Source organism: Rhodobium gokarnense (assembly GCF_025961475.1).
GTDB classification, from domain to species: domain Bacteria; phylum Pseudomonadota; class Alphaproteobacteria; order Rhizobiales; family Rhodobiaceae; genus Rhodobium; species Rhodobium gokarnense.
Genome location: NZ_JAOQNS010000017.1, coordinates 17,513 through 31,714, shown reverse-complemented (window position 1 = coordinate 31,714; position 14,202 = coordinate 17,513). Strand labels below are relative to the sequence as shown.

Genomic DNA, 14,202 nt, shown 5'->3' with positions numbered 1-14,202 from the left:
CCACATTTCGTGCCAGAGGCCGCTGCAGGAAAAGTTCTGAGCGTTCCAACCGACCCAAAGCCGGCACCGACGCGCGTCGTTTCCGTATCGGCTTTTTGACTGTTTCGACCGGGTTTGGAGTTTGCCATGGCAACGCTCATCGCTCCCATTTCCGCGCTGCTCTTTGCCGTTGCCGCCATGCTCGTCGGACACGGCCTGCAGTCGACGCTGCTGCCGATCCGCGCCGAGCAGGCGCATTTCGGCGACGTCGCCATCGGCCTGATGTCCTCGGGATATTTCGCGGGCTTCGTCGCCGGCTGCCTGCTTGTGCCCTTCGCCATCATGCGGGCGGGACACATCCGCGCCTTCGCCGCCATCGTCTCGATCGCCTCGGCCGCCGCCCTGATCCACCCGCTCCTGGTCGATCCGGTGTCCTGGACGCTGGCCCGCGCCGTCTCCGGCTTCGGCGTCGCCGGCTTCTACATGATCGTGGAAAGCTGGCTCAACGAGCGCGCCACCAACACCACCCGCGGCATGGTCATGTCGATCTACGTCGTCGTGAACTATGCGGCGATCTCGGCCGGCCAGGTGATGACGACACTGTTTGACGGCAACCTCTTCGTGCCGTTCATCATCGCCTCCATGTTCGTCTCGCTCGCCGTCGTGCCCGTGGCGCTGACGCGCTCGCAGCAGCCGGCGCCGATCACGCTCGTGCGGTTCCGCCCGCGGCTCCTCTACCAGAACTCGCCGACGGCAATCATCGGCTGCATCCTCATCGGCTTTGCCATCGGCTCGTCCTGGACGCTGGCCACCGTGTTCGCCACCCGCATCGGCTTGAGCCCCGACCAGGCGGCGTTCTTCGTCGCCGCCATCCTGCTCGGCGGCGGGCTCGGCCAGTGGCCGTTCGGCCGCCTGTCCGACCGCGTCGACCGGCGCATCGTGCTCGGTGCCACCTGTGCCGGCACCATCGTTGTCTGTGGCGTGCTGGTGTTCGCCACCACCCTGCCGCCGTTGACGATCATCCTCTTGGGCGGCCTGTTCGGCATCTTCAGCCAGCCGGCCTATGCCATCGCGGTGGCCCACGCCTTCGACTATGTCGAACCGGACGGCCACGTGGAAACCTCGTCGGGCATGCTGCTGGCCTTCGGCATCGGTTCCATCATCGGCCCGTTCTGCGCCTCCATGATGATGCGGGCAGCCGGCCCCGAGCAGCTCTTCGTCATGATCGGCATCACCGAGGCCGTGCTGCTCGCCTACATCATCTACCGGGTACGCATCCACCAGGCGCCGACGGAGGAGGACAAGAGCGACTGGGATCTCGGCTCGACGGCCCCGGTCGGCGGCGTCATCACGCCGGAGCCGCTGGACGCCGACGACCCGGACGTCGTCATTCCCGAGGAGGTCTTCTTCGAGGCGAGCCTCGACACCCCGGATGCGGAAATACCGGAGGGCGAGGAGGCGGCCGAGCCGGAACTGGCGACGGCCGACGGCCCGGAACGCTGACCGCCACCCCCTCCGCTCGGGACCGGTAATAACGGCAGATCGCCTGCGTATTTCGTCGCGCGACCCATTCGGGTCTTGCGTTGCGCCCGTGTCGTGCGGCATCACTGGTCATCCCCAATCCCCCGCGAGCGTCAATCATGAAAAGCCTCGGAGTCCTGCGTATCGTCCTCTGGGTCCTGGTCGCCGGAGCCGCCTTCGGCGCGGTCGCCGTCGGCATCGGCTGGTACCGGGTGGAGTTCGCGCAAAATGGCGACGACCTCGGCACTCCGGTGACGGAGATCGGCGGGCCGTTCACGCTCACCGACACCGATGGCAACAAGGTCTCCGACAGCGACTTTGCCGGCAAGCCGCGGGCGATGTTCTTCGGCTTCACCTATTGCCCCGACGTCTGCCCGACGACGATGTCTGAGATCGACGGCTGGATGGACGCGCTCGGGCCGGACGCCGACAAGATCGCCTTCATTTACGTCACCGTCGACCCGGAGCGCGACACGCCGGAAAAGCTGAAGGAGTTCATTTCCGCCTTCGACACCCGCATCATCGGCCTCACCGGCACCCCGGAAGAGCTCGATCCGGTGCTCGACGAATTCCGGGTCTACCGCAAGAAGATCCCGCTCGACGACGGCGACTACACCATGGACCACACCGCCTCGGTCTATCTGCTGGACGGCCAGGGCCGCTTCGTCGGCGCCATCACCTACCAGGCGGAAAAGGACAAGGCGCTCGCCAAGCTGCGCAAGCTGATCGAGCGGTCCGAGAGCTGACCGCGCCGCCCGCCCTTGTCGCCATGACCGAGCGCCAGCGCCTCGACCAGCGCCTCGTCGCGCTGAAGCTTGCCGACAGCCGGGCGCGGGCCCGCGACGCGATCCTGCGCGGCACCGTCACCGTCGACGGCACGGTGGTCGAAAAGCCCGGGGCCCTCGTCTCCGAGGCCTGTGCGATCGCCATCGACGATCCCGCGGCCGGCTATGTCTCGCGGGCCGCGCTGAAGCTGATCGCCGGGCTCGATGCTTTCGACCTCGATCCGGCGGGCCGTTCCTGCCTCGACATCGGCGCCTCCACCGGCGGCTTCACCCAGGTGCTGCTGGAACGCGGTGCGCGCGACGTCACCGCCCTCGACGTCGGCCACGGGCAATTGCACGACCGGCTACGAGCCGACGACCGTGTCCTTGCGCTGGACGGGTACAATGCGCGCGACCTCACGGCCGACGATCTTCCAGGCCCGCCGCAGGCACTCGTCTCCGACGTCAGCTTCATCTCGCTGAAGCTCGCCCTCGGCCCGGCGCTGGATTTGGCCGCGCCCGGCGCCTTCGGCGTTTTTCTGATCAAGCCGCAATTCGAGGTCGGACGGGAGCATATCGGCAAGGGCGGCATCGTCCGCGACACGGGCATCGCGGAAGCCTCAGTTACCGGCGTCCTCGACTGGATCGGGACCCGGCCCGGCTGGCGCGTCGTCGGCACCGTCCCCTCCCCCATTTCCGGCGCCGACGGCAACCGCGAAACGGTTGCTGGCGCCATCAAGGATGCCTCCTGATGTCACTTGCCGACCGCATCGAAACGCTCACCATCGACCAGCTCGGGCACCGCGGCGACGGCGTCGCGACGCTGGACGGCGCGGCCGTCTATGTGCCCTACGCCCTTGCCGGCGAGACCGTGCGCGCCCGGATCGAAGACGGCCGCGCCGAGCTCCTGGAAGTGGTGGAGCCTTCGCCGGAGCGGCAGGCGCCGGCCTGTCGCCATTTCGGCTCCTGCGGCGGCTGCGCCCTGCAGCACCTGGCGGCCGAACCGTACCTCGCCTTCAAGCGCGACCTCGTCGTCGAGGCGCTGAAGGCGCGCGGGCTCGATACTCCCGTTGCCGCAACGACGCCGATCGCGCCCGGAACGCGCCGGCGGGCCGTCCTTTCCGCGGTCAGGACGGGCAAGGGCGTCGCCCTCGGCTATCACGCGCTGAAATCCCACCAGGTCGTGCATATCTCCGAATGCCCGGTGCTGGTGCCGGAGATCGTCGCCGCCCTGCCCCGGCTCTCGCGCCTAGCGGCGATCGCCGCCCCGCGGCGGGGCGCCTTGCGCATGACCGTGCTCGCCGCCGACAACGGCCTCGACATCCACCTGACCGACACGGCAAAGCTCACGGACGATTTGCGCCAGCAACTGGTCCGGCACACGCTGGAGGCCGACCATGCGCGGCTCGCCATCGACGACGAGACGATCCTTGAGACCCGCCCGCCGGTGCTCGACATGGCCGGAACGAAGGCGCTGCCGGTGCCCGGCGGCTTCACCCAGGCGAGCGCCGCCGCGGAGAGCGGCCTCTTTTCCGCCATCGCGCCTGCCCTTGCCCGAACCAAAAGGGTCACGGAACTCTTCTCCGGCATCGGCACCTTCACCTTGCGGATTGCGCGCGAGCATGCCGTCGAGGCCTTCGAGGGCGATGCGGCGGCCGTGGACGCCCTTCGTACGACCGCACGGCACGGCAGCGGCCTCAAGCCGATCGCCGCGGAGCGCCGCGACCTCTTCCGCCGGCCGCTGATGGCCAGGGAGCTGAAGAAGGCCGAGGCGGTCGTCTTCGACCCGCCGCGGGCCGGCGCGAAAGACCAGGCGACGGCGCTCGCAAGCTCGAACGTTCCCACCGTCGTCGCCGTCTCCTGCAATCCGGCAACGCTCGCCCGCGACGTGCGCCTCCTCGTCGACGGCGGCTATCGGCTCACCACCGTCCAGCCGGTGGACCAGTTCCTGTGGTCGCCCCATATAGAGGTGGTTGCAACGCTGACCAAAGGCTGAGCGCGACGCCAGCGACCCGACCGAAGGTCGCAAGCGCAATCGCGCGCCGGCCGGTCAGGCCGCCCCCGCGGAGGCATGGGCGAAGCCCATTGACCGTGAGCGAGAAAAGGAGCTTTGCGCATGGAGACAAGCCCGGTCGAACGCCTGATGCTTCGCACCCAATACGCCCTCGGACAGGGCGCCCGCCTTGCCTGGTACGGAGCGCAGGAAGCCGCGGCAAGGCGGGTGATCGCGCGTCTCGACAGGAAGGCCGGAGACGCCAGGCCGAAGGCGCCGAAGCCGAAAGGGCCGGTGCCGGACCGCGACCAGGTGTTTGCCGACATCACCGCGCTGCTGCGGCGGGACATGGAGAATGTCGAAAACGGCCTTTATCCGGTGCCGGAGGAGGCCGACAGCCTGGCCGAACTCCTGACGCTCAGCCGGCGCTATTTCGCCGATCTTCCGAAGGTGCACCGGCGGCAGGTGGAAAAATCCCACCAGGAGGTGTTCACCACCAGCCGCAAGAACGCGATGCCGCGTTACTATCTGCAGAATTTCCACTACCAGTCCGGCGGCTGGCTGTCGGAGGAGTCGGCCGACCTCTACGACTTCCAGGTCGAGGTGCTGTTTCGCGGCGCAGCCGCGGCGATGCGCCGACAGGCGTTGCTGCCGATCGCCGAAATGGTGCGCGAGGCCGACCAGCGCCATCTGGTGCTCGCCGACATCGCCTGCGGCTCCGGCGCCTTCCTCAACGATATCGCCCGCGCCTTCCCGCGGCTCAGCAAGATCGGCATCGACCTCTCCGAGCCCTATCTGAAAACAGCGCAACGCCGGCTGAGAAAGGCTTCGCACCAGGGGTTTGCCGTTGCCAACGCGGAGGCCCTGCCGCTCGCCGACGACAGCCTCGATGCGGTCAGCAACATCTATCTCTTCCACGAACTGCCGGCCAAGGTGCGCAGGATCGTCGCCGCCGAATTCGCCCGGGTGCTGAAGCCCGGCGGACGCCTCATCTTCGTCGACTCGCTCCAGCGCGGCGACCGGCCCGACTATGATGGCATGCTGGAAAACTTCCCCCACCTTTTCCACGAGCCCTACTACGCCCACTATCTCGACGACGACGTCATGGGCGTCTTCGAGGCGAACGGGTTGGTTGCCGAGAAAAGCTGGACGGCGTTCCTGTCGAAGATCGTGGTGATGCGGAAGGCCTGAGGCCGACTGACTGTAACCGCCGACGGCTCCCTACTTCGTCAACTCGCGCAGCAGCTTCACGACCGTCTGGGATTCCAGGTCCATCTGCTCGTATTCGGCAAGTGCCGTTTCCTTGTCGCCGCGGGCGCAGGCGGCGGCGGCGGCCTTGCCGTGGCTGTGGACCGCCTTGTGCGGCTCCTTCAGGGCGCGGAAGGACGGGTGGGCGAGGAGCTTGGGGTCGCTGACCTTGTCGTACCAGCGGCCGAGCCGGCAGGAATGGTGCTCCGACAACTCCTCGGCCTTCAGGCTGGTGCGGCCGACCAGCATCTCGGCGAGCCGTTTCTTCCACAGCACGTGGTCGGACTGGGCGCGGTAGAGCACGCAGTTCGGGATGTTGTGGCTTTCCAGGTGGTCGAACTGCTCGTCGATCAGCTTTTCCGAGGCACCGACGGCCGAGATCACCATCTCGGCGCGGTCGCGGGCGACGTTGGTGAGGTCTGCGATCCTGGTCACCTTGCCGGCGATCTCCGCCGTCGCCTCGCGCTGCTGGGCGAGCACGTTGGCGATCTCGCTCATGCGGGCGGCAACGCCTGAGGCCTCTTCGTTCATCTCGCGGATCCTGGCGCCGACGGTGTTGACCGTCCCCTCGCCCTCGCCGACGAGGTCGGCGCTGCGTTGCACGGCGCTCGACATCGCCGTCATCTCCTCGTTGAGGGTGCCGACGCGGGCGCGGATCTGCTCGGTGGTCCTGGAGGTCTGCTCCGACAGCGCTTTGACCTCGCTGGCCACGACCGCAAAGCCCCGGCCGGCCTCGCCGGCACGGGCGGCCTCGATGGTCGCGTTCAGCGCCAACAGCTTGGTCTGGTCGGAAATCTCCTCGATCGACCGGGTCATTTCGTTGATCTGCTCGGCCGCCTGTTCCAGCACATGCAACCGGTCGGACATGGAGCCGACCTGGTCGCTGATGTCACGCATGGCGCTCGCCGAGCGCTCGACCTCCGCGATCGCCCCTTGCGCGCCCTCCTCGACCTTGCCGGCCTCGGCGGCGGCGTCGCTGCTACTCTGGGCGACCTGGTCCGTCGAGGTCGCCATTTCCTCGATCGCGACCGCCATGGTCGTGCTGTTGGTGTTGATGTCGCGGATGTCGCCGGTCAGCCGCGAGACCGCGGCCATGGCATCGCTCGCCTGCATCGAATAGGAGACGGTGCGTACCAGCGCATCGTGGGCGTCGTCGGCGAGAAACTCGGCCAGCCGCTGCACGGTCCTGCCGACATCGCCCGGCAGGTCGTCCGCGGTGTTGAAGACGCCGTGGGTGAGATCGTTGAGGACCCGGATCAGATCCGCCTTTGCCGGTGCGTCTTCGTCGGGCAATGCAGCCATGGCGATGGGTCCGGACGCAGCGTCCGGAGACCGGCGAAACAGTTCCAGCATGGTGGCATCTCCGAATGCGGGGGCAGTTGAGGCTTGGTGAACAACCCCTAACAATTATAGGTTAAGCAGGGGTTTCCAGCTTCGCGCAGCAGCACCCGGGAAAATGCGTAAATCGGCGGATATCCGGGGGCTTTCCGCCTACGGGTATTTCTGCCACATACAATCTTGAGGGGGCGCGATCGGGCTATGCGCCCACCTGCCCGCGGTGGCGCAGGAAGTGGTCGGCAAGGACGATGGCGGCCATCGCCTCGCCGACGGGCACCGCGCGGATGCCGACGCAGGGGTCGTGGCGGCCCTTGGTCATGACGTCGACCTCTTCGCCCGAGCGGGTGATCGACTTTCGCGGCGTCAGGATCGAGGAGGTCGGCTTGACGGCGAAGCGGGCAACGACCGGCTGGCCACTGGAAATGCCGCCGAGGATGCCGCCGGCCTTGTTGGAGAGGTAGTCCGGGGCGCCGTCCTTGCCGATGCGGATCTCGTCGGCGTTCTCCTCGCCGGTGAGCGCGGCGGCCTCAAAGCCGGCGCCGATCTCAACGCCCTTCACCGCATTGATCGACATCAGGGCGGACGCGAGATCCTGATCGAGCTTGCCATAGATCGGCGCGCCGAGGCCGGCGGGAACGCCGTCGGCGACGACTTCGACGACCGCGCCGACGGAGGAGCCGGCCTTGCGGATGCCGTCCAGATAATCGGCCCAGAGCTCGGCGGTCTTTGCATCGGGGCAGAAGAACGGGTTTTTCGCAGTCTCGTCCCAGTCCCACCTGTCCCGATCGATCTTGTGCGGGCCGATCTGGACGAGGGCTCCGCGGATGGTCACGCCTTCGACGACCTTGCGGGCGACGGCGCCGGCGGCGACCCGCATCGCCGTTTCGCGGGCGGAGGAGCGTCCGCCGCCGCGATAGTCGCGGATGCCGTATTTGGCGTCGTAGGTGATATCGGCATGGCCGGGCCGGTAGCGCTCGGCAATGTCCGAATAATCCTTGGAGCGCTGGTCGGTGTTCTCGATCAGGAGCGAGATCGGCGTTCCGGTCGTCACCTGCTCGCCGGTCTCCGGGTGCGAAAAGACGCCGGAGAGGATTTTTACCGCGTCGGCCTCGCGGCGCTGGGTGGTGAAGCGCGACTGGCCGGGCTTGCGGCGGTCGAGCTCGGCCTGGATGTCGGCCTCGCTCAACGGGATCAGCGGCGGACAGCCGTCGACGACGCAGCCGATGGCGGGTCCATGGCTTTCGCCCCAGGTGGTGACGCGGAAAAGATGGCCGAAACTGTTGTGGGACATTGCCGATCAACTGCTCAATCGTGTGACCGGTCTTTTAGGAGGGAAGACGCGGCCGCGTCAATTCGCGGCCGCGCTGTCATTTGTTTTGTTGCCGCCTCAGCGCAGCTCAGGCAGCGGCGCCGGCACGCCAGCGAACGGCCATCTCGGCGACGCGCTTGCCGAGATGTTTTGCCGTGGCGCGATCGGCCGGCGGCGGCGCCACGTCGGGGCCGGCATCGATGTCCGACTGGGCCATGGCGCCGAGATAAGCGCCGATCCGGTTGAGGTCCTCCGGGCTGCCGGTGGTCGAATTGTTGCCTGGCATCATGCCGAGGCTGACCCAGACCATGCTCTGCTGGGCGGCAAAGAGGGAAAGCTCCACGAGCGTGTTCAGCTTGTCGCCCGACTGGCTGCCGGAATTGGTGAAGCCGGCGGCCAGCTTGTCCTTCCAACTCTGCTCCATCCACGCCTTGGAGCCCTTTTCCATGAACTGCTTAAAGCGGGCCGAGGCGCTGCCCATATAGGTCGGCGCGCCGAAGATCATGGCATCGACCCGGTCCAGAAGGTCGAACTGCTCCTCGGCCTCGTCGACGGTCAGGAAGTGGACGACGGCGCCGGGCACCTCGGCAACGCCGTCGCGAACGGCCTCGGCCTGCACCTTCGTGTGGCCGTAGCCGCTATGATAAATCACGGCAACTTCGGCCGCGCCCTCGGTGGTCATCTGGATATCTCCTTGCAATGGACGGGCGATCGGGAGGGATCGCCGCTAATCGGTGTCAGACCCGCAAGTGGCGCATCGCATCCGAAATTGCAATTACGTACAAAAATGATAGGTAGTATCAAAATAGGTACTGAGAACACGTGGCAGGACGCGTATTGAGCGCCAGAAACACGGACGAAGCGGACAACAGGCAGATGGCCAAAGACATCGACCCCGACAGCATGCACTGCAATTGCCCGGTGACGACGACGCTGGAAATCCTCGGCGGGCGCTGGAAGCCGATCATCCTCTACTGCCTGCAGGACGGGCCCGTGCGCTTCAACGCTCTGAAGCGGATGATCCCGGGCATCACCCAGCGGATGCTGACGCTGAGCCTGCGCGAGCTGGAGAGCGACGGGCTGATCCTCCGGCATGTGCGCGAGGTGGTGCCGCCGCATGTGGACTACGCCATGAGCCCGCTCGGGGAGAGCCTCAAGCCCGTGCTCCACGCCATGAGCGAATGGGGCGCCTACTACCGCACCCAGACGGCGCCGCCTCAGGCAACGTCGGACGCCGCCTGAGGCCGGCGTAGCCGGACGCACGAGACATAGCGTCGCTGCCGGTAACGGCTGCCCGCCGCCCACAGGAATGTGAACGGCTTCCCGCAATTTTTTCGCAATTGCAGATTATCCGGGCGCTTGCCATAACGATTGCCGACTCCCGGCCACGGCATAGACGCCGAAGGATGCCGGGCCAAAACGACAAGGATCCTAGCTATGCGTTCACCTCTGAGGGCTCTGGCCGTTGCGGCCGTTCTGGGCAGCCTGGCCTTCCTGCCGGCCGGCGCGCTGGCGGTGGAAAAGGAAGGCACGATCGCCAGGATGGACACCAATATCGGCGCCATCATCCTGACCGACGGGACCCAGATCATGCTGCCCGAGGAGTTCAACGTCGAAGGCCTCGATCCGGGCAAGCACATCTATATCGATTACGACGTCATCGAGGGCCAGAACGTGGCCCAGATCATCGAGATCATCGGCGAGGACCAGCCGGCCGAATAGGCCGCGGTCCCGTCCCTCAGATCCAGATCAGCGCGCCGTCCCGCCAGCGAAAGACCCGGTCCTGGGGCGCTTCCTGGATGGGGATTTCCTGGCTCTCAAGGCCGAGGAGAAAGCCGCGCAGGGCCCGGCTGGTGCCGCCATGGGCAACGCACAGCGTCGGCGCCGTGAGGCCATCGTACCAGGCCTTCACCCGCTCCGACATGGTGGCGTAGCTCTCGCCGTCCTCCGGCGTGAAGGCCCATTTGTCGGCCTTGCGGGAGGCAAAGGCGGCCGCGTCGCGGGCCTTGATCTCCTTGTAGGTGAAGCCCTCCCAGATGCCGAACTTCACTTCGGCGACCCGTTGCTCGATACGATAGCCGTCGCGCGAGAGGCCCATCGCCTCGCGGGCGATCTCCATCGTCTCGCGGGCGCGGCCGAGCGGCGAAGCGATGAAATCGAGATCGGCGGTGTCGATCCCTTCTTTTTCGAAGTGCTCCTTGAGCGCCAGCCCGTTGCGGCGTGCCTCGCCGCGGCCGGTGTCGTTCAGGGGGATGTCGGTCTGGCCCTGCAGGCGGCCCTCGACGTTCCAGTCAGTCTGGCCGTGGCGCAGGAAATAGAGCACGGGAGGGGCCATCGCGGGCACCTTTCGGACGATACTGTCTTGATCTTCGGGCCGGGGGAGGCCGGCCGGGAGTTGGTCAGACCTTCAGCACCAGCTTGCCGACATTGCCGCCGGTATAGAGGAGCTTCAGGGTCTCGGGGAAGGCATCGATGCCGCCCTCGCGCACGTCCTCGCGGAATTTCAGGCGCCCCTCGCCCGCCCACATGGCAAGCGCGGTCGCCGCTTCCTCATAGCGGTCGGCGAAGTCGAAGATGACGAAGCCGCGCACGGTCAGGCGGTTGACGAGGATGGAGCGCAGGTTCTTCGGGCCGGGCAACGGCTCGGTGGCGCTATAGGCGGAGATCAGGCCGCAGAGCGGAATGCGGCCGAAGGTGTTCATCAGCGGCAGCACGGTGTCGAGGATCTCGCCGCCGACGTTTTCGAAATAGACGTCGATGCCGTCCGGACAGGCCGCGGCCAGTTCACCGCCGAGATTGCCGGCCTTGTAGTCGACACAGGCATCGAAGCCGTATTCCTCGGTGACGATGCGGCATTTCTCCGGCCCGCCGGCAATGCCGACGGCGCGGGCGCCCTGGATCTTGGCGATCTGGCCGACCAGCGAGCCGACCGCGCCGGCGGCGGCGGAAACGACCACGGTCTCGCCCTTCTTCGGCCGGCCGATGTCGATGAGGCCGAAATAGGCCGTCGTGCCGGGCATGCCGAAGCCGCCGATCCAGCGCTCCAGCGGCGCGTTCTTGGTGTCGACGACGAGGGCACCCTGGCCGTTCGAGACGGCGTATTTCTGGGCACCGAAGAGGCCGGTCACCTTGTCGCCCGGCTTGAACAGGGGATGGTTGGAGACCTCGACCTCGCCGGCGGAAAAGGCGCGCATGATGCCGCCGACGGAGATCGGCGGGGCGTAGCTCTTGCCGGCGTTCATCCAGCCGCGCATGGCCGGATCGAGCGAGATGCAGGAGATGCGGACGCGGAACTCGCCCTCACCCGGCTCGGGGATGGGCTCGTCGGCAATGATGAAGTCGTCATTCGAGACGAGCCCGACCGGACGGCGGGCCAGGCGGACGACGCGGTTCTGTTCAGTCATGGCACCCTTGGCGTGGCGGGCGACCGCAGCGGCGGTGCGGCCAATCCCTAAACGGTGGAGATGTCCGGCGCGTCCACGGCCTTCATGCCGACCACATGGTAGCCGGAATCGACGTGGTGGATCTCGCCGGTGACGCCGCGGCTGAGATCGGACAACAGATAGAGCGCGGAATCGCCGACCTCGTCGGGCGTGACCGTCTGCCGCATCGGGGCGTTGTACTCGTTCCACTTCAGAATGTAGCGGAAGTCGCCGATGCCGGACGCGGCGAGCGTCTTGATCGGGCCGGCAGAAATGGCGTTGACGCGAATGCCGCTCGGTCCGAGGTCGGCGGCGAGGTAGCGCACGCTCGCCTCAAGCGCCGCCTTGGCGACGCCCATGACGTTGTAGTGCGGCATCACCTTTTCCGCGCCGTAATAGGTCAGCGTCAGGATCGAGCCGCCGTTCGGCATCAGCTTTTCGGCGCGCTGGGTGATCGCGGTCAGCGAATAGCAGGAGATGAACAGCGAGGAGGTGAAGTTCTCCGGCGAGGTGTCGACGTAGCGACCGGTAAGCTCGTTCTTGTCGGAATAGGCGATGGCGTGGACGACGAAATCGATCGTGCCCCAGGTGTCCTTCAGGCCGTCGAAAACGGCGTCGATGGAGGCCGGATCGTTGACGTCGCAATGGCCGGCGACGATGGCGCCGAGCTCTTCGGCGAGCGGCTCGACCCGCTTCTTCAACGCTTCGCCCTGGTAGGTCAGGGCGAGTTCGGCGCCGTGAGTCTGCAGGGCCTTGGCGATGCCCCAGGCGATCGAGCGGTTGTTGGCCACCCCCATGATCACCCCGCGCTTGCCCGCCATCAATGCACGCGATTCAACCATGTCTGCCCCTTCGTCACCGCTCGCCAAGAACGCGCATCACTTACCGGTAATCCGGCTTCCTATGGCACAGCGGGGGGATGCCTGCAAGCCGGCGAAGCATGGGAGGCGGGCGCCGCGGCGCACCCGTTGCGGCCGCCAAGGGTGGCCAAACAGCGCAGTTTGACAGCCTTTCCCAAAGGCGCGAACGCAAGGGAAACGGCGGCTTGCCGGCGGCCGGATCGTTTCACAAATTATTTCAGTCAGATACATCGCGGGCCGCGGAGAAAGGCGGACAATGGCGCGATCCGGCGTTATGGTCGCGGCAACGGGCCCGGCCGTCGCGGCCCCTCAGACATTCGCGAAAAACGCAAGCTGCCATGACTGAAACCGCCATCGATTCTGCGACCCTCGACGCCCTTGCCGCCATCGTCGGCCCCGGCAATGCATTGACCGCCGACGAGGACACCCATCCCTACTGCATCGAGATGCGCGACCTCTTCGTCGGCAGGACGCCGCTGGTGCTGCGTCCCGGCTCGGCCGAGGAGGTCTCGCAGATCCTGAAGCTCGCCAACGAGCGCGGCATCGCGATCGTGCCCCAGGGCGGCAATACCGGCCTCGTCGGCGCCCAGGTGCCGGACGAAACCGGCGCGGAGATCATCGTTTCGACCGACCGGCTCGTTGCGATCCGCTCCGTCGATCCGGTGGAGAACACCATGACGGTGGAGGCCGGCGTCATCCTTGAGACCATCCATGCGGCGGCGGACGAGGTCGACCGGCTGTTCCCCCTGACGCTCGCAGCGCAAGGCTCCTGCCGGATCGGCGGCAACATCTCCACCAATGCCGGGGGCACGGCGGTGCTTGCCTATGGCAACACGCGGGCGCTGATCCTCGGCCTTGAGGTGGTGCTGCCGACGGGCGAGATCTGGAACGGGCTCCGCAGCCTCCACAAGGACAACACCGGCTACGACCTGAAGCAGCTCTTCATCGGCGGCGAAGGCACGCTCGGCATCGTTACCGCCGCGGTCCTCAAGCTCTTTCCGAAGCCCCGCAGCCAGGAGGTGGCACTTGCCGGCCTTGCCGATCCGGCGAAGGCGCTGGAGCTTTTGAACGTGGCGCAGGCCCATGCCGGGCCACTGCTGACCGGCTTCGAACTGATGCCGCGGCGCGGCATCGAGTTTGTCCTGAAACACCTGCCGGGCGCGCGCGATCCGCTCGAAGGCCCCCATCCCTGGTATGTGCTCGTCGAAATCTCCTCCAACTCCGACGACATCCCGGCGCGGCAGCTCCTGGAATCGCTGTTCGAGGAGGCGTTCGAAAAGGAGATCGCGGCGGATGCCGTCGTTGCCGAATCGGTCGCCCAGGCCGAGGCCATCTGGCAGATCCGCCACTCCCTGTCGGAGATGCAGAAGCCGGAAGGCGGCTCGATAAAGCACGACGTCTCGGTGCCCGTCTCGAAGATCCCGGCGTTCCTGGAAAAGGGAATGGCGGCGGCCGACGCCCTTATCCCCGGCATCCGGCCGGTGCCGTTCGGCCACATGGGCGACGGCAACATCCACTTCAACTTCTCCCAGCCGGAAGGCGCCGACAAGGCGGAGTACCTTGCCCGCTGGGACGAGCTCAACGCCGTCATCCACGGCATCGTCGCGGAATTCGGCGGCTCGATCTCGGCCGAGCACGGCATCGGCAAGCTGAAGAGGAAGCTGCTGCCGGACGTGAAAAGCGAGATCGAACTGGACCTGATGCGGCGCATCAAGGCGGCCTTCGACCCGAACGGCATCCTCAATCCGGGGCGCGTGCTCTGAGCCTC

Annotated in this window: 14 protein-coding genes; 8 read left to right on the top strand and 6 right to left on the bottom strand. The window is 66.7% G+C overall.

Annotation, left to right across the window (positions count from 1 at the left end; genetic code table 11):
* Positions 1 to 126: 126 nt before the first annotated feature.
* From M2319_RS21815 to M2319_RS21795, 5 genes are all read left to right on the top strand, one after another.
* Positions 127 to 1,482, top strand: coding sequence for an MFS transporter (locus tag M2319_RS21815; protein WP_264603589.1), 1,356 nt, complete (start codon positions 127 to 129; stop codon positions 1,480 to 1,482).
* Between the two features lie 137 nt (positions 1,483 to 1,619).
* A complete protein-coding gene (locus M2319_RS21810) occupies positions 1,620 to 2,246 on the top strand; it encodes an SCO family protein (protein ID WP_264603588.1) in 627 nt (208 codons plus the stop codon).
* A gap of 23 nt (positions 2,247 to 2,269) precedes the next feature.
* Entirely contained in the window at positions 2,270 to 3,016 is a 747-nt protein-coding gene (locus tag M2319_RS21805) for a TlyA family RNA methyltransferase (protein ID WP_264603587.1), read from the top strand.
* A complete protein-coding gene (locus tag M2319_RS21800; protein ID WP_264603586.1) occupies positions 3,016 to 4,260 on the top strand; it encodes a class I SAM-dependent RNA methyltransferase in 1,245 nt (414 codons plus the stop codon). The genes M2319_RS21805 and M2319_RS21800 overlap by 1 nt, the downstream gene beginning before the upstream one ends.
* Positions 4,261 to 4,380: 120 nt before the next feature.
* Complete coding sequence (locus M2319_RS21795; protein ID WP_264603585.1) at positions 4,381 to 5,448, top strand: class I SAM-dependent methyltransferase; 1,068 nt, start codon at positions 4,381 to 4,383, stop codon at positions 5,446 to 5,448.
* A gap of 30 nt (positions 5,449 to 5,478) precedes the next feature.
* Here the strand turns inward: M2319_RS21795 and M2319_RS21790 are convergent, their stop codons facing one another.
* From M2319_RS21790 to M2319_RS21780, 3 genes are all read right to left on the bottom strand, one after another.
* Positions 5,479 to 6,858: a methyl-accepting chemotaxis protein gene (locus tag M2319_RS21790; protein ID WP_264603584.1), complete on the bottom strand. Its 1,380-nt coding sequence runs from the start codon at positions 6,856 to 6,858 to the stop codon at positions 5,479 to 5,481.
* Between the two features lie 184 nt (positions 6,859 to 7,042).
* On the bottom strand, positions 7,043 to 8,134 hold the full coding sequence (gene aroC / locus M2319_RS21785) for a chorismate synthase (RefSeq protein ID WP_264603583.1): 1,092 nt from the start codon (positions 8,132 to 8,134) through the stop codon (positions 7,043 to 7,045).
* Between the two features lie 106 nt (positions 8,135 to 8,240).
* Positions 8,241 to 8,834, bottom strand: a complete 594-nt coding sequence (locus tag M2319_RS21780) for a flavodoxin family protein (protein ID WP_264603582.1) — start codon at positions 8,832 to 8,834, stop codon at positions 8,241 to 8,243.
* Between the two features lie 194 nt (positions 8,835 to 9,028).
* On the opposite strand from M2319_RS21780, the gene M2319_RS21775 reads away from it, so the two are divergent.
* Together M2319_RS21775 and M2319_RS21770 are read left to right on the top strand one after the other, a co-directional pair.
* Positions 9,029 to 9,394, top strand: a complete 366-nt coding sequence (locus M2319_RS21775) for a winged helix-turn-helix transcriptional regulator (protein ID WP_264603581.1) — start codon at positions 9,029 to 9,031, stop codon at positions 9,392 to 9,394.
* Between the two features lie 195 nt (positions 9,395 to 9,589).
* On the top strand, positions 9,590 to 9,874 hold the full coding sequence (locus M2319_RS21770) for a DUF1344 domain-containing protein (protein WP_264603580.1): 285 nt from the start codon (positions 9,590 to 9,592) through the stop codon (positions 9,872 to 9,874).
* Positions 9,875 to 9,890: 16 nt separating this feature from the next.
* Here M2319_RS21770 and M2319_RS21765 read toward each other — a convergent pair whose 3' ends face one another.
* The 3 genes from M2319_RS21765 to fabI all read right to left on the bottom strand — a co-directional run bounded on the left by M2319_RS21765 (position 9,891) and on the right by fabI (position 12,416).
* A complete protein-coding gene (locus tag M2319_RS21765) occupies positions 9,891 to 10,487 on the bottom strand; it encodes a histidine phosphatase family protein (RefSeq protein WP_264603579.1) in 597 nt (198 codons plus the stop codon).
* Positions 10,488 to 10,551: 64 nt separating this feature from the next.
* Complete coding sequence (locus M2319_RS21760) at positions 10,552 to 11,556, bottom strand: NADP-dependent oxidoreductase (protein ID WP_264603578.1); 1,005 nt, start codon at positions 11,554 to 11,556, stop codon at positions 10,552 to 10,554.
* 47 nt (positions 11,557 to 11,603) lie between these two features.
* Positions 11,604 to 12,416 (bottom strand): enoyl-ACP reductase FabI, encoded by an 813-nt coding sequence (gene fabI, locus M2319_RS21755; protein WP_264603577.1) that lies wholly within the window; start codon positions 12,414 to 12,416, stop codon positions 11,604 to 11,606.
* 356 nt (positions 12,417 to 12,772) lie between these two features.
* Between fabI and M2319_RS21750 the strand changes: the two genes are divergently transcribed.
* Positions 12,773 to 14,197, top strand: coding sequence for an FAD-binding oxidoreductase (locus tag M2319_RS21750; RefSeq protein WP_264603576.1), 1,425 nt, complete (start codon positions 12,773 to 12,775; stop codon positions 14,195 to 14,197).
* The last annotated feature ends 5 nt before the right edge of the window (positions 14,198 to 14,202 follow it).

What these genes read in the sequence shown, in the direction of transcription:
- M2319_RS21750 (WP_264603576.1), top strand. Translation starts at nt 12,773, where the DNA reads ATGACTGAAACCGCCATCGATTCTGCGACCCTCGACGCCCTTGCCGCC.
- M2319_RS21810 (WP_264603588.1), top strand. Translation starts at nt 1,620, where the DNA reads ATGAAAAGCCTCGGAGTCCTGCGTATCGTCCTCTGGGTCCTGGTCGCC.
- M2319_RS21805 (WP_264603587.1), top strand. Translation starts at nt 2,270, where the DNA reads ATGACCGAGCGCCAGCGCCTCGACCAGCGCCTCGTCGCGCTGAAGCTT.
- M2319_RS21795 (WP_264603585.1), top strand. Translation starts at nt 4,381, where the DNA reads ATGGAGACAAGCCCGGTCGAACGCCTGATGCTTCGCACCCAATACGCC.
- M2319_RS21790 (WP_264603584.1), bottom strand. Translation starts at nt 6,858, where the DNA reads ATGCTGGAACTGTTTCGCCGGTCTCCGGACGCTGCGTCCGGACCCATC.
- M2319_RS21765 (WP_264603579.1), bottom strand. Translation starts at nt 10,487, where the DNA reads ATGGCCCCTCCCGTGCTCTATTTCCTGCGCCACGGCCAGACTGACTGG.
- aroC (WP_264603583.1), bottom strand. Translation starts at nt 8,134, where the DNA reads ATGTCCCACAACAGTTTCGGCCATCTTTTCCGCGTCACCACCTGGGGC.
- M2319_RS21815 (WP_264603589.1), top strand. Translation starts at nt 127, where the DNA reads ATGGCAACGCTCATCGCTCCCATTTCCGCGCTGCTCTTTGCCGTTGCC.
- M2319_RS21775 (WP_264603581.1), top strand. Translation starts at nt 9,029, where the DNA reads ATGGCCAAAGACATCGACCCCGACAGCATGCACTGCAATTGCCCGGTG.
- M2319_RS21770 (WP_264603580.1), top strand. Translation starts at nt 9,590, where the DNA reads ATGCGTTCACCTCTGAGGGCTCTGGCCGTTGCGGCCGTTCTGGGCAGC.
- M2319_RS21800 (WP_264603586.1), top strand. Translation starts at nt 3,016, where the DNA reads ATGTCACTTGCCGACCGCATCGAAACGCTCACCATCGACCAGCTCGGG.
- M2319_RS21760 (WP_264603578.1), bottom strand. Translation starts at nt 11,556, where the DNA reads ATGACTGAACAGAACCGCGTCGTCCGCCTGGCCCGCCGTCCGGTCGGG.
- fabI (WP_264603577.1), bottom strand. Translation starts at nt 12,416, where the DNA reads ATGGTTGAATCGCGTGCATTGATGGCGGGCAAGCGCGGGGTGATCATG.
- M2319_RS21780 (WP_264603582.1), bottom strand. Translation starts at nt 8,834, where the DNA reads ATGACCACCGAGGGCGCGGCCGAAGTTGCCGTGATTTATCATAGCGGC.